Source organism: Pseudotabrizicola sp. 4114 (genome assembly GCF_031457365.1).
Lineage (GTDB): Bacteria > Pseudomonadota > Alphaproteobacteria > Rhodobacterales > Rhodobacteraceae > Pseudotabrizicola.
In genome coordinates, this window is sequence record NZ_JAVDWP010000005.1 from 353,924 (window position 1) to 368,355 (window position 14,432).

A 14,432-nucleotide genomic window follows, 5' to 3' on the forward strand; every position below is an offset into this window, starting at 1 on the left:
GACAAAGCAATGCGCCGCGCCCCCCGTCTGGTCAAGGGGGGCGTGGCAACCGGGGCGTCAGACCGTATCGAGATACAGTTCGACACGCTCCTCCGGGGTCAGTTCCGCGATGTAGTGCATTTCCTGACGCTTGGTCAGCACGAAGTTGCGGATCAGCTCTTTTGGCAGAAAGCGCGACAGCATATCGCTGTGCTCGAACGCTTCGATGGCGGCGTCCCATGTGGCGGGAATCTGCGGCAGATCCATCGCATAGGCGTTGCCGGTGACGGGGGACGGCGGCTCCATCTCGTCTTCCATCCCGATCAGGGCTGCGCCAAGGATGGTCGCCAGCATCAGATACGGGTTCACGTCGCCGCCCGCGACACGGTGCTCGATCCGCCGCGCGGCCGGGCTGCCTGCGGGAATACGGACCGCTGCGGTGCGGTTTTCATAGCCCCAGCAGATCGCGGTGGGGGCGTGTTTGTCGGGCACCAGACGTTCATAGCTGTTCTCGTGCGGGGCAAAGACCAGCGTGGAATCGGACATCGCTGCCAGACAGCCCGCAACCGCATGTTTCAGCGCCGCCGTGCCCTTTGGCCCGCCAGAGTCAAAGATGTTGTCCCCCGCTTCATCCAGCACCGAGAAATGGGTGTGCAGACCCGAGCCGGAATATTCCTTGTACGGTTTGGCCATGAAGCTGGCGGCAAAGCCATGCCGCCGGGCCAGACCCTTGACCAGCATCTTGAACAGCCAGGCATCATCGGCGGCGCGCAGGGCGTCATCGCAATGCATCAGGTTCACCTCGAACTGGCCGAGGCCGGTTTCCGAGGTCGAGGTGTCGGCGGGAATGTCCATCGCCTCGCAGGCGTCGTACAGGTCGGTAAAGAACGTGTCAAAGGCGTCAAGCGCGCGGATCGACAGGGTTTCCGCCGCCTTGCGTCGCTTGCCCGACCGGGGCGAGGACGGCACTTGCAGGGTTTTGCCCGAATCGTCGATCAGGAAAAACTCCAGTTCCATCGCCACCACGGGGGTCAGGCCGCGTTTCTTGTACTTCTTGACCACGGCGTTCAGCGCGTGGCGTGGGTCGCCCTCATAGGGGGTGCCGTTTTCACGGAACATCCAGATCGGCAGCAGCGCTGTCGGCGCCTCCAGCCAGGGCATCGGCATGAAGCCGCGTTCGGTGGGTTTCAGCACGCCATCCTGATCGCCTTGTTCAAAGACCATCGGGCTGTCGTCGATATCTTCGCCCCAGATGTCGAGCGACAGGACAGAGAACGGAAAGCGGGTGCCGTCCTTGACCGCCTTGTCGGCGTAACGGGCGGGAATGCGCTTGCCACGGGCCTGACCGTTGAGGTCGGCGGCGGCCACCCGGATCGTGCGCACTTGCGGGTGTTTTCGAAGATAGTCCTTCATCATGATCGTTGGTCGGGGCGTTGCACCGGGCGCGGCCCTTGTTCCATCCTTGATTTGTGATCTTTCCTCCCGTGCGGGGCACGGGTCCGGGCGGGTGCCCGAATAATTTGATCAAATATACGCTACTATCTGATCACCTGAGGACGCAAGCGAATTTTACCGCTCATGTTAGATGGCAAATGCCGGTTCAGCCGGTTGTTGACAGCGCTCATCAGCCAGATCAGCAGCAAGGTCAGCGCGATGAAGTAGCCGGCAACGATCGGGTAGGGGACAAAGGGGTTGAAGGTCTTGTCGGCAAAGTAGCTGGCGTAATACAGCGCGTCGCCGCGCTGCTGAAACGCCGGAAAGCCCGAGAAAAACACCAGCGTGGTCGAATGGAACAGAAAGATCGCCTCATTCGTATAGGCGGGCCAGGCCAGCCGCAGCATCGTGGGCCATTGAATGCGGCGGAACTTGGCAAATCCGGTCAGGCCATAAGCCTCTGCCGCCTCCAGATCGCCTTTGGGGATCGACCGCAGTGCGCCATAAAAGATCTCGGCCGAATAGGCGGCGGTGTTGAGGAACAGGACGAACAGCGCCCCGGCCCAGGCCTTGGTGGTCCAGCTGGTGTGGACGGTGATGCCGAACACGTCGATCCCGGCGCGCGGCAGCATCTGCAGCGCCTCATAGGCCAGAAAGAACTGGATGAACAACGGCGAGCCGCGGAAGATAAAGATGAACCATTCTGCGGGTTTGCGCACCAGCGGGCTGTGCGATGCCTTGGCAAAGGCAATGGCATTGGCCAGCACAAAGCCAAAGATCAGCGCGACCACGCCGAAATAGACGTTCCAGATCAGCCCCGAACCGATCAGCGTGAACTGCTGGCACAGGGTGAAATCGGTGCGCGGCAACAACCGCTCGCCATAGCCGATCGAGCGGAAGGCATAGGCGCCAATGGTTTCCCAACAGGTCATATCCCCGCCTTTCGCATGGCTTCGCCCGCTGCCGTCGCCTGACCTTTGGACAGGCGGGCGGACAGGCGGTTCAGCACGATTTCAGAGACGCGGGTAAAGGCCAGATAGAACACCAGCAGGAACAGGAAGTAATAGAGCCGCCAGTCCGGGTGCGGATAGTCAAAGGCTTGCGTCTTGGCCCCGCCCAGCTCGCGCGCCCAATAAACGATGTCCTGCACGCCCAGCAGGAACAGCAGAGGTGTTGCCTTGATCAGGATCAGCCACAGGTTCGACAGGCCGGGCAGGGCATAGACCCACATCTGCGGCACCAGAACCCGGCGGAACACCTGCGCCGGGCTCAGCCCATACGCCTCGGCGGTTTCGAGCTGCGCGCGCGGCACCGCCTGCATCGCGCCATAAAGCACATTGGCGGCAAAGGCCCCGAACACCAGCGCAAAGGTCAGCACCGCCAGCATGAAGCCGTAAAACTGATGCACCGTCTGCGGCGCGCTGCCCAGCGGCACCTTGGCCTGCGGGCAGACCCGGAATTCCAGCCCGTTGCGGACCGGCTCGGTCCAGTCGGGACAGCGCAGCAGATGCATGATATATTCAATGCCCTGATCCAGCGCGATCACGAAGAACAGAAAGAACACGATATCGGGCACACCGCGCACCATGCCGGTATAGCCCTTGCCCAGCAGGCGCAGCGCGAAATACTGGCTGCGCGCCGCCATCGCGCCGAAAAAACCGAACAGCATCGCAATCGGGGCCGTGACCGCCAGCAACAGCAGCACGGTTCCGAACGCCCAATACATGTTCATGTGCTTGCCCGAGGTCAGGTAGCACGACAGCCATGTCAGGCCTTCCAGCGATTTGGGATCCGCGCAGATTTCAAACATGGGGATTTGCCCCCGCCCGGCAGGCGCGCGGGGGCCATTTCATCAGAATACGTCCGCGTCTTCGCCGAACCATTTCAGGATCATGGTGTTCAGCGTGCCATCCTCTTTCATCGAGGTGATGGCGGCATCAAACTTGCCGCGCAGCTCGGTGTCCGACTGGCGCAGGCCCATGCCAATGCCGCCACCAAGCGTCACATCTTCTGACACGATAACCAGTTCGCCGTTCGATTCGTTGACGATCGGAACCAGATAGTCCTTGTCGGCAAACACCGCATCCGCTTCGCCGTTGCGCACGGCGGCAACGGTTTCATCCGGGGTCGCAAATTCCAGCAGCGTCGCACCCGACGAGGCGATGTAGCCCGACTGGATGGTGTTGACCTGCGCCGCGATCACGCCGCCCGCGATATCGGCATCAGGCGACAAGGCGACATAGGCCGACGGAGCCGGGGGGGTGTAGTTCTGGGTGAACGAGATCACCTTGGAGCGTTCCTCGTTGATGTTCATGCCCGCAATGATGGTGTCATAGTTGCCCGATTGCAGGTTCGGGATGATCGAATCCCAATCCGTCGTGACCCATTCACAGGTCAGCTCGGCGCGTTTGCACAGCTCGTCGCCCAGCTCGCGCTCGAACCCGTCCACTTCACCGCTGTCGTTGATGAAGTTGTAGGGCGGGTAAGCGCCCTCGGTGCCCATGCGGATGGTCTGTTGCGCCATGGCGCCCCCAGCCGTCAGCGCGACAAGCGCAGTTGCGATCAGCAGCTTTTTCATATGTGTCTCCCCATTGGTAAGCTGTTGTTATCGTTTAGTGTAATCTCAGGACGTGGCCGAAAGAAAGCCACGAAGTCGTGCGGTTTGCGGCGATTTGAACATCGCTACTGGCGGCCCCTGTTCTTCGATCAGGCCCTGATGCAGAAAGATGACGTGATCCGAGCAGTCGGCGGCCAGCTTCATGTCATGCGTGACCAGAATCATCGTCCGGCCCTCTTCGGCAAGGGCCTTGATCACGCGCACCACCTCTTGCTCCAGCTCGGGGTCGAGCGCAGAGGTGGGTTCATCGAACAACAGCGCGCGCGGCTCCATGCACAGCGCCCGCGCGATGGCCGCGCGTTGCTGCTGGCCCCCCGACAGCATGGCGGGCCAGGCATCGGCCTTGTCGGCGATGCCGACCTTGGCCAGATATTCCCGCGCCTTGGCCTCCACCTCAGCGGGGTCGCGTTTCAGCACGGTGACCGGGGCCTCCATCACGTTCTGCAGAATCGTCATGTGGGACCACAGGTTGAACTGCTGGAACACCATCGACAGATTGGTGCGGATGCGGGTGACCTGTGCGCGGTCGGCGGGGTGGCGGTTCAGCCCCTCACCCTTCCAGCGCACGGCTTCGCCTTCAAACCGGATCTCGCCTTGCTGGCTGTCTTCAAGCAGGTTGCAGCAGCGCAACAGCGTGGATTTCCCCGATCCTGATGATCCGATCAGGCTGACGACATGGCCGCGCGGCGCGGTCAGATCCACCCCTTTCAGCACCTCCAGCGAGCCATAGGCTTTGTGCAGGCCATGAATCGCGATCACCGGCGGCGTGTTGGCGCTTTGAGCGGTGGTCTGAGGGGCGGTCTGGATGGCAGCGGTCACTTTGCCTCGCGCGGTTGCTTTGATTGATCAAATAGGGCGCAAGATTCGCGCCATTGCAACGCCCTTTGTGACAAACGCTGCGGCATATGCCGCAGCTTTGGTCACAAAGTGCCACCAAATTGAGCAGGCGCAGGGGGGATAGGCAGGGCGAGATAGGCACTGGCGGGTATCCGCACCAGCCCGCGCAAGCAAAGCGTGTGGCGCTGCGCATCGCTCAGCGCGCGGATTGCGTGACTGACGACCTCGAACAGCGCATCGGCCTGTGCCGCCTGTGCCGTAATCAGCGGCAGGCCCGGCGTGGGCCCGGTCCGGGCAAAGACGCGCAGCCCGTTGGCAAAATCCTCGTGGCGCGCCAGCATTTCCCATGTCACCGCGTCGATGGCGGCAAAGTCGGCCTCGCCCTTGGCAACCGCCAGCGCACTGGCCCGGTGGCCGCCGGTCTGGAGCGTGGGGCGGAGGGTCAGGCCAAGGTGCTGGAAATGCTGATGCACCGCCGCCCAGCCCGACTGCGACAAGGGCTCATTGAAGGCCAGCCGCGCGGTGCTGAACTCGGATTCGGTCGCGCGCGGGTCATCGGCCCTTGCAATCAGGACCGAGCGATAGAACCCCGGCGCGCAGCCCGCGACGCCATAATCCGGTGTTCCGATCAGCGTGACACGCTGATGCAACCGCGCCCGGAACGGCAGGCCGCAGGTCTGCGACAGCAGCAGACCGGGCGCTTCCCACGCTGACCAATAGGCCTGCGCCCCCCGGGTCAGCGCCTCCGGCGCGATCAGCCCGCGCGCCCGCAGGCCGTCGCGGATCAGCGCCCACAACACATCGTTGGCGGCCATCGTCTCGGCCCGGTCATACATGCCAAGCGAGGCGATCATCCCCGCGCTGCGCCTTGGGACGCCCGCTGCCGGGCCAGCGCCGAGTCCACATCCGTCAGCCCCAGCAGATTGGCCACCAGCCGCAGCAGCCGGTCTTCCTCGGCGTCACGCGCGCCATCCGACAGCGCAACCGACCACAGCGCCTGCACCAGACCGGCGCGGTCTTCGTGCGCGGTAGCGGCCTTTAGGGCGCGGGTAAAGCGCACGGTGTCGGGGGCTTCGGCCTCCAGCACCTCGGCTTCGGCCCGCAGGCTGGCGGCGGCAAAGGGCGACAGATTGTGCAAGGTGGCCAGCACCCGGTCGATCTGGGCGACCTCGGCAGCGGCATAGTCGCCGTCAGACCGGGCCACACGCACCATCAGCGCCGCAAAGGCAAGGCGCGCATCCGGCTCGGGCAGCCGCGCGGGGGAGGGGGCCAGCAGGCCGGAGAGGAGACGTTCGAACATGATCAAGACATAGGCCGCAGGCCGGTCAGGGACAAGATGGCACAGACAAGGGCCCGAAAAGCCGCGCGGTCAGCTGGCGCAATACTCTTGCGATTTGGTCCAGCCCGCGATGTCAGACCGTTTCGACGCCGACCGGAACGGCCCCCAGTCGCGCCCGATGCCCAGATTGCCGCCCCCGGCAACCACCCCGTCACGCCCGACCTGTTTCGACATGATCCGGATGGCACAGGCCAGGTTGGCCTCGCCATTCTTCAGCGCGGCGGCACTGGTTGCCTTGCAGCCATATGCCTGCGCCGTTGCCGGAGAAATCTGCATCAGCCCGATATAGCGCCCGCCACCGCCCGAAGCCTTTGGGTTCCACGTGCTTTCATGCTTGGCCGTTGCCGACAACAGCCCGGCCCAGAACGCGCGGCGTTCGGTGACAGAGGCCTGACCATAGCCGGGGCACCAGCCCTGAATATCCGCCGGCACCTTGGCCGCCAGCACCGCGTCATTGGCGGCGATCATGTTCATCGAGGTCTGCGTCCAGGTGGCCGCCTCTGGCCGGTGATCCCACCGCATCGCGGGCTGTTCGCCTGAGTCCTTTCCGGTAGCTCCGGCCACACAGCCAGCCAGAACGAATGCCGAAACGGCCACAAGCGAAAAGGGAAAACGCATCGAAAAGTCCATCGGCAGCGCCGCACCTCTGTGCACGGCCCTGTGGCGTTAGGCTGTCTGGCCTGAGTCGGGCAACCCCATGACCCGGCAATCGGCGTCAATCCGCCAGTTCCACCCCCTTGCCCCAAAGCCCGCCGCCGCCTAAAGACAGGGGGAAATGCCCCGAAGTCAGGGCAAAGAAGGAGTGCGCCATGCTGGACCTGACCTATACCGCGCCGACCCCCAAGGTGATTGCCGGGGCAAAGCACGACTGGGAACTTGTCATCGGAATGGAAATCCACGCGCAGGTGTCGTCAAACGCCAAGCTGTTTTCCGGCGCCTCTACCACCTTTGGGGCGGAGCCCAATTCCAACGTGGCCTTTGTTGATGCCGCCATGCCGGGCATGCTGCCGGTGATCAACGATTTCTGTGTCGAGCAAGCGGTACGCACCGGCCTTGGGCTGAAAGCGCAGATCAACCTGTTCTCGGCCTTTGACCGCAAGAACTACTTCTACCCCGATCTGCCGCAGGGCTATCAGATCAGTCAGCTCTATCACCCCATCGTGGGCGAGGGCGAGGTGCTGGTCGAGCTGTCGCCCGGCGTGGCCCGTCTGGTGCGGATTGAACGCATCCACCTTGAACAGGACGCGGGCAAAAGCATCCATGACATGGACCCGGCGATGTCTTTTGTCGACCTCAACCGCACTGGTGTCGCGCTGATGGAAATCGTCAGCCGCCCCGACATTCGCGGGCCGGAAGAGGCAGCGGCCTATGTCGCCAAGCTGCGCCAGATCCTGAGGTATCTGGGGACCTGTGACGGCAACATGCAGAACGGCAACCTGCGCGCCGATGTGAACGTCTCTGTCTGCCGCCCCGGCCAGTATGAGAAGTATCAGGCCACGCAGGACTTTGCCCATCTGGGAACCCGCTGCGAAATCAAGAACATGAACTCGATGCGGTTCATCCAACTGGCCATCGACTATGAGGCCCGGCGCCAGATCGCGATTCTGGAAGACGGTGGCAAGGTCGATCAGGAAACCCGGCTCTACGATCCTGACAAGAACGAAACCCGCAACATGCGGTCCAAGGAAGAAGCGTTTGATTACCGCTACTTCCCCGATCCCGACCTCTTGCCGCTGGAGATCGAACAGGCCTGGGTCGATGACATTGCAGCAAGCATGCCAGAGCTGCCCGACGCCAAGAAAGCCCGTTTCATGGCCGATTTCGGCCTGACCGATTACGACGCCAACGTGCTGACCGCCGATCTGGAATCCGCCGGGTTCTTCGAGGCGGTCGCACAGGGCCGAGACGGCAAGTCCGCTGCCAACTGGGTGATCAACGAGCTCTTTGGCCGCCTGAACAAAGAGGGCAAGGCGATCGTCGACAGCCCGGTTTCGGCGGCGCAACTGGGCGGTATGCTCGATCTGCTGGCCTCGGGTGAGATCACCGGCAAGATGGCCAAGGATCTGTTCGAAATCCTGTGGACCGAGGGCGGTGATCCGGCTGAACAGGCCGCGAAACATGGCATGAAAGCCGTAACTGACACCGGCGAGATTGAACGCGCGCTGGACGATCTGATCGCGGCCAACCCCGGTCAGGTGGAAAAGGCCAAGGTCAATGCCAAGCTGGCGGGGTGGTTCACCGGGCAGGTGTTGAAAGCCACCGGCGGCAAGGCCAACCCCGCCGTCGTGAATGCGATGGTGGCGCAGAAACTGGGGCTGTGAGCCTGTTGGGCCGCCTTCGCGCGGCCCTTGGCCGCGATGATGCCTCGCTGCTGGCGCGGGCGCGCGGTGATGTGCGGATGGGCCTGGGGTTGAACCCGCCCGCCTGTCTTGCGCCGCTGAACCGCGCCATTGCCGCGTTGGAGCGGCTGCCGAACACGCCCGAGGTGGCGCTGCTGCTGGGCCGCGCGCTGCGGGCCAAGGCGCAGGCGCTGACCGGCAAACCGGCCCGCATCCTGCGGGCGCGTTCGGTGGCCAAACTGCGCGCGATGATCGAACAACCGCGCCTCTCCGCGACCGACCGGGCCGCCCTGTGGGCCGCTCTGGCCCAGGCCTGGCTGCCGCTGCCAGAAGATGCCACAGACCCCGACCGGCGCTATCGCCAACTGCTCCGGGCCGAGGAAGCACAGACCGAAGCGCTGGTCATCCCGTCTGCCGCCAGCCATCTGGCGATGGCAGAAATCCTGCTCGCCCTGTGCCGCTCGCCGCTTTGCCCCGATGGCCGCAGGCTTGCGGTCAGCCTGCGCCAGCACCTGCATGCCGCCCGCGCGCTTGCCCCCGATGCCGATGAACGCCACACCGCCGACGCGCTGGAGGCGGATGTGTTGCAGCTGTTTCCCGGCCTCGCGGCAGGGGATACCCCCTAGAGATGGGGGCGGGGCGATCCATGCCCACCACATAGGCCAGATGTTGCCCAGCTGCCCGGGGATGCCGAAAAAGTGCGCTGAAAGCTTGGTCTTGGCCCGGGAAACCCGCTATTCTGCACATTGAAAATTCGCGGGAGCCATCATGCAGCGCTATGAATACAAGGTCATTCCAGCCCCCAAGCGGGGTGAGAAACTCCGCGGAGTGAAAACGACCGAAGACCGCTTTGCCCAGACCCTGACCCAGCTGATGAACAGCCTTGGGGCAGAGGGGTGGGAGTATCTGCGCGCCGATACCTTGCCTTGCGATGAACGCGCGGGCCTGACCGGCACAAAGACCACCTATCAGAACATGCTGGTGTTCCGGCGCACGCTGGCCGAGACTGCGGTAGCAGAGCTGCCCCCCGCTTTCAGCACGTTGCGCGCCACGCCAGAGCCGGAGCTGCCGACGCTGAAGCTTGGGGCCGCGCATGTGGCGGCGGGGCCAGCTCCGGCGCTGGGGCCGGCCAAATCTGATCTGGGCAAATCCGATCTGGCCAAATCCGGCCCCGCCAGACCTGATCCGGCAAAATCCGATATCGCCGCCGAATGATCAGCCTGCCGCAGCAATGGCCTGCGGCAGCACCTCTTCCAGCACATCCAGCGCGGCATCATTCCCCAGGCTGATGCGGATACAGCGGTCCAGCGGGGCCACGCCCGGCATGCGGATGAACACCCCCCGCGCCACCGTCTCGCGCAGAATGGCGCGGGCATGGTCGCCGTCGCGCCCGCAATCCACCGTGACGAAGTTGGTGGCCGAGGGCAACGCGCGCAACCCATTTGCCGCCGCGATGCCCGTCACGCGGTCTCGGGCCGCGATGACCTGCCGCTGCACCCCGGCCAGCCAGTCCTGATCCGCCAGCGCCGCCAGCGCACCGATCTGCGCCACCCGGTTCATGCCGAAATGATCGCGCACCTTGTCAAAAGCCTGCGCCAGATCGGGGTGGGAGATGGCATAGCCCACCCGCGCGCCCGCCATGCCATAGCCCTTGGAAAACGTGCGCACGCGGATCACCTGGGGGTGGTTCGGGTCGATGTCGGGGATGGTCCCCGCAGGCGCCAGATCGGCATAGGCCTCATCCAGCACCAGCAGGCTGTGACCGGGCAGGTGCGCCACCATGTCCTCGATCACCGCGCCTGCGTGATGGCTGCCCATCGGGTTGTCGGGGTTGGCCAGATAGATCAGCCGCGCCCCGGTCTGCCGGGCGGCATCCAGCAGGGCTTGCGGGTCCTCAAAGTCGCCACGGTAGGGCACACGGGTCAGCGCGCCGCCAAAGCCGGTCACATGGAAGTTGAAGGTCGGATAGGCCCCAAGCGAGGTCACGACCGGCGTGCCCGGTTCCAGCGTCAGACGGCACAACAGGCCCAGCAGCCCGTCGATCCCGCCGCCCACCACGATATGCTGCGGGGTCACGCCGTGATGCCGGGCGAGGGCCTGTTTCAGCTCAAAGCTCTCGGGGTCGGCGTACATCCAGACCCCCGTCCCCGCCGCCTGCATCGCGGCGATGGCGGCAGGCGAGGGGCCGAACAGGCTCTCGTTGGCCCCCAGCCTTGCCCGGAACGGCTGGCCCTGCTGACGCTCCAGCGTCTCGGGGCCGGTGAAGGGCACGACAGAGGGAAGGGTGGCGGCGTGGGGGGTGAGAAAGCGGGTCATGATCGGGGCAGAGTGGCGGGAATCGGCGCGCGGGGCAAGGGGGCTTCCCCCTGTGTTACAAGCGGCCAGATGTAAGGATATCAATGGCTTGGCGGGGCGGCTTTAATGTCTTTTTAACACTTTGCCGCCGGACCGCCCTGCGGCTGCCATTGCAAAGGGGGGCTTTCCGCCCGCCTTTGTCGCTGACGCCCCTCATCCCGCCGAGGGGATTTGAAGACAGAACATGAGCATTGCTGCTTGCAAAATACTCCCGCCGGAGGCGTCCCCGGCGGGCAAAGGCGATCCGGTCAGCCGATTTCGGACAGGCGGGTCATGGCGGCTGTCAGTTTTGCCGCCTCATCCTCGCGCGCGGCCAGATTGGTGCGGCATTCTTCGACCACCTCTTCCGGGGCAGAGGCGGCGAAGGCCGGGTTTTTCAGCCGCCCGTTCAGCCCGCCGATTTCTTTCGCCAGTTTGTCCAGGGTCTTTTGCAGCCGCGCCTTTTCTTCGGCAATGTCGATCACGCCTGCAAGCGGGATGGCAAAGGTCGCGCCCTCGGCCGCGACGGTGATCGCGCCTTTGGGCGCGGTGGTGGTGTGGGTGAGCGTGTCGATGCGGGCGAGGCGCTGGATCAGCGGCGCGTTGTTGGCCCATGCGGCTTGCGCCGTTTCGGTCATCGCGGTGGCGACCAGATCGAGTTTCAGCCCGGCCGGCACATGCACCTGCGCGCGGGCGGAGCGGATGTCGTCGATCAGGGTTGTCACCCAGGTCATCTCGGCCATCGAGGGGGCGTCGATCAGGCGGGCGGGCAGCTCGGGCCAGTCGGTGTGGACCATCAGTTTCGCCCGCGTGCCGGTGGTGGCCCAGAGCTCTTCGGTGATGAAGGGCATCATCGGGTGCAAGAGGATCATGCAGTGATCCAGCACCCAGGCCATCGTTTCGCGGGTCTCGCCCGCCTGTTCGCCATCAAACAGCGGTTTGGCGAATTCGACGTACCAGTCGCAGACCTTACCCCAGACGAATTTATACAGCGTGTCGGCGGCCTGATCGAAGCGGTAGTTTTCCAGCGCTTCGCTGACTTCGGCAGCGGCTTTGGCGGTCTCGCCGATGATCCATTTGTTCACCGTGGCGCTGGCCTGCGGCGGTTGGGTCTGGGTGCGATGCCCCTCCCACACGCCGTTCATTTCGGCGAAGCGGCAGGCGTTCCACAGTTTGGTGCCGAAGTTGCGGTAGCCGGCGATGCGGGCGGTGTCGAGTTTCAGCACCCCGCCAAGGCTGGCCATGGCGGCATTGGCAAAGCGCAGCGCGTCGGCCCCGTATTCGTCGATGATCTCCAAGGGATCAATGACATTGCCGAGCGATTTCGACATCTTCTTGCCCTTGGCGTCGCGCACGAGGCCATGCAGATAGACGGTTTTGAACGGGACTTCGTTCACCACGGCAAGCTGCATCATCATCATCCGGGCGACCCAGAAGAAGATGATGTCCTGCCCGGTGATCAGGGTGGAGGTGGGGAAATACTTCTGCAGTTCTGGGGTTTGTTCCGGCCAGCCAAGGGTGCCGATCGGCCAGAGGCCGGAGGAGAACCAGGTGTCGAGAACGTCGGGGTCGCGGAACAGGCTGATCGTATTTACACCATCTTCATAGCCCCCCGTGAAAGCACCTGCGGCTGAACGTAGGGACCAAACGTCGTCTTTTTGGAAGTGAATTTTGGTGTTGGTCCCGTAAAACTCTTGCGCCAATTGTGCAGCTTTGTCTTTGTTTTCGGCACAGAATTCTTGGGGAACACTCGAAGCGGTTGCGACATGCTTGTCAATAATAGCCCATCTTTCGTCAGCGGTTAGGCTACGTCCAAGCAGCTTTTCTTGGCTGTCGTGTTCTGCGCGAAGCTTGATACCAGCTTCGACCATTTGAAGATTTGGACCATACCAAACCGGAATTCGGTGCCCCCACCAAATCTGGCGGCTGATGCACCATGGTTCGATGTTTTCCAGCCAGTGGTAATAGGTTTTCTCGCCCGATTCCGGGATGATCTTGGTCTGGCCGGTCCGCACCGCATCGAGCGCGGGTTCGACGATTTTGGCGGTGTCGACAAACCATTGGTCGGTCAGCATCGGCTCGATCACCACTTTGGAGCGGTCGCCGAAGGGTTGCATGATCTTTTTCGCCTCGACCACCGGCTCGCGGCGCAGGTGTTCCGATCCGGTTTCGGGGTCGGTTTCCTTGATCAGTGTCGTCACCGACAGGCCGATGGCGTTGATGTCGGCGATCACCTGTTTGCGGGCCTCGAACCGGTCCAGCCCGCGGTATTTTTCGGGGACGAGGTTGAGGCTGTCGACTTCGGACTCATTGGTGGGGGAGCCTGCGGCGATCTCGCGGGCGCGGGCCACCGCTTCTGCATAGGGGGCACCATCGGCGCGCATCTGGGCGCGCGTGTCCATCAGGCGGTAGCAGGGCAGGTTGGCGCGTTTGGCCACCGCATAGTCGTTGAAGTCATGCGCGCCGGTGATCTTCACCGCGCCGGAGCCGAAGGTCGGGTCGGGGTATTCGTCGGTGATGATCGGGATCAGGCGGTCACACAGCGGCAGGTGGACCATCTTGCCGACGATGGGGGCGTAGCGCTCATCTGACGGATGCACCGCCACCGCGCCGTCGCCGAGCATGGTTTCGGGGCGCGTCGTGGCGATGGAGATATAGTCGCGCGTCTCACGCAGGGTGACTGCGCCGTTTTCGTCTTTCTCAACATATTCATAGGTCTCGCCCCCGGCGAGGCGGTATTTGAAGTGCCACATATGGCCTGCAACTTCGGTATTCTCGACCTCCAGATCGGAGATCGCGGTCTCGAAATGCGGGTCCCAGTTCACGAGGCGCTTGCCGCGATAGATCAGACCCTTGTTGTACATATCCACGAAGACCTTGATCACGGCGTCGTGGAAATTGCCTTCCTCACCCTCGGGCGCGTTCGGGGCGCCGGACATGGTAAAGGCCTCACGGTCCCAGTCGCAGGAGGCACCGAGGCGTTGCAGCTGGCCGATGATCGTGCCGCGCGACTGGGCTTTTTGCTGCCAGACGCGGGACAGGAACGCCTCGCGCCCCATGTCGCGGCGGCTGGGCTCGCCGTTTTTCGCCATCTCGCGCTCGGTCACCATCTGGGTCGCGATGCCGGCATGGTCGGTGCCGGGTTGCCAGAGCGTGTCGTCGCCCTTCATCCGGTGCCAGCGGGTCAGGATATCCTGCAGCGTGTTGTTGAAGGCGTGGCCCATGTGCAGCGAGCCGGTGACGTTCGGCGGCGGGATCATGACGGAAAACGCGGGGTGGCCGGGTTTGGCATTGGCCCCGGCGCGGAAGGCGCGGGTGTCGAGCCAGGTTTTCGAGATCCGGGCCTCGGCCTCGGCGGCGTTGAAGGTCTTTTCCATCGGCATGGGCGTGTTCCTCTGCGGTTGCAGGGGACTTAGCGAATGTGGGGGCAAAGGCCAAGGGGGATGGCGTTTGCCCCCTAGCAGGCTGCTGAAGAAGTCGGCTCTCGACCTGTTTTGCGGAACATGATTCACCCTGCGCACGGCAACGGCGGGGGTGATGATGCGTGGTGCGG

13 protein-coding genes are annotated in these 14,432 nt (G+C 63.7%); 3 read left to right on the top strand and 10 right to left on the bottom strand.

Going from position 1 to position 14,432, the window contains the following annotated elements:
* Positions 1-57: 57 nt before the first annotated feature.
* The 8 genes from J2X53_RS14410 to J2X53_RS14445 form a co-directional block, all read right to left on the bottom strand.
* Positions 58-1,392 carry a glutamine synthetase family protein gene (locus J2X53_RS14410; RefSeq protein ID WP_349038181.1) on the bottom strand — a complete coding sequence of 445 codons (1,335 nt, stop codon included), beginning with the start codon at positions 1,390-1,392 and terminating at the stop codon, positions 58-60.
* Between the two features lie 125 nt (positions 1,393-1,517).
* Entirely contained in the window at positions 1,518-2,345 is an 828-nt protein-coding gene (locus J2X53_RS14415; protein WP_349038182.1) for an ABC transporter permease subunit, read from the bottom strand.
* On the bottom strand, positions 2,342-3,223 hold the full coding sequence (locus J2X53_RS14420) for an ABC transporter permease subunit (protein WP_349038183.1): 882 nt from the start codon (positions 3,221-3,223) through the stop codon (positions 2,342-2,344). The genes J2X53_RS14415 and J2X53_RS14420 overlap by 4 nt, the downstream gene beginning before the upstream one ends.
* A gap of 42 nt (positions 3,224-3,265) precedes the next feature.
* Positions 3,266-3,991, bottom strand: coding sequence for a transporter substrate-binding domain-containing protein (locus J2X53_RS14425; protein WP_349038184.1), 726 nt, complete (start codon positions 3,989-3,991; stop codon positions 3,266-3,268).
* Positions 3,992-4,036: 45 nt separating this feature from the next.
* Positions 4,037-4,849: an amino acid ABC transporter ATP-binding protein gene (locus J2X53_RS14430; RefSeq protein WP_349038185.1), complete on the bottom strand. Its 813-nt coding sequence runs from the start codon at positions 4,847-4,849 to the stop codon at positions 4,037-4,039.
* Positions 4,850-4,950: 101 nt separating this feature from the next.
* Positions 4,951-5,721, bottom strand: a complete 771-nt coding sequence (locus tag J2X53_RS14435) for a PhnD/SsuA/transferrin family substrate-binding protein (protein ID WP_349038186.1) — start codon at positions 5,719-5,721, stop codon at positions 4,951-4,953.
* On the bottom strand, positions 5,718-6,167 hold the full coding sequence (locus J2X53_RS14440; protein WP_349038187.1) for a TerB family tellurite resistance protein: 450 nt from the start codon (positions 6,165-6,167) through the stop codon (positions 5,718-5,720). The genes J2X53_RS14435 and J2X53_RS14440 overlap by 4 nt, the downstream gene beginning before the upstream one ends.
* A 69-nt stretch (positions 6,168-6,236) precedes the next feature.
* Entirely contained in the window at positions 6,237-6,824 is a 588-nt protein-coding gene (locus J2X53_RS14445; RefSeq protein WP_349038188.1) for a transglycosylase SLT domain-containing protein, read from the bottom strand.
* Positions 6,825-7,015: 191 nt separating this feature from the next.
* Between J2X53_RS14445 and gatB the strand changes: the two genes are divergently transcribed.
* The 3 genes from gatB (at position 7,016) to J2X53_RS14460 (ending at position 9,760) form a co-directional block, all read left to right on the top strand.
* Positions 7,016-8,527 carry an Asp-tRNA(Asn)/Glu-tRNA(Gln) amidotransferase subunit GatB gene (gene gatB, locus J2X53_RS14450; RefSeq protein WP_349038189.1) on the top strand — a complete coding sequence of 504 codons (1,512 nt, stop codon included), beginning with the start codon at positions 7,016-7,018 and terminating at the stop codon, positions 8,525-8,527.
* Positions 8,524-9,171 (top strand): hypothetical protein, encoded by a 648-nt coding sequence (locus tag J2X53_RS14455; protein ID WP_349038190.1) that lies wholly within the window; start codon positions 8,524-8,526, stop codon positions 9,169-9,171. The genes gatB and J2X53_RS14455 overlap by 4 nt, the downstream gene beginning before the upstream one ends.
* Before the next feature lie 142 nt (positions 9,172-9,313).
* Entirely contained in the window at positions 9,314-9,760 is a 447-nt protein-coding gene (locus J2X53_RS14460) for a DUF4177 domain-containing protein (protein WP_349038191.1), read from the top strand.
* Here the strand turns inward: J2X53_RS14460 and J2X53_RS14465 are convergent, their stop codons facing one another.
* Together J2X53_RS14465 and J2X53_RS14470 are read right to left on the bottom strand one after the other, a co-directional pair.
* Entirely contained in the window at positions 9,761-10,861 is a 1,101-nt protein-coding gene (locus J2X53_RS14465; RefSeq protein WP_349038192.1) for a pyridoxal phosphate-dependent aminotransferase, read from the bottom strand.
* Positions 10,862-11,148: 287 nt separating this feature from the next.
* Positions 11,149-14,262 carry a valine--tRNA ligase gene (locus J2X53_RS14470; RefSeq protein ID WP_349038193.1) on the bottom strand — a complete coding sequence of 1,038 codons (3,114 nt, stop codon included), beginning with the start codon at positions 14,260-14,262 and terminating at the stop codon, positions 11,149-11,151.
* Positions 14,263-14,432: the final 170 nt, after the last annotated feature.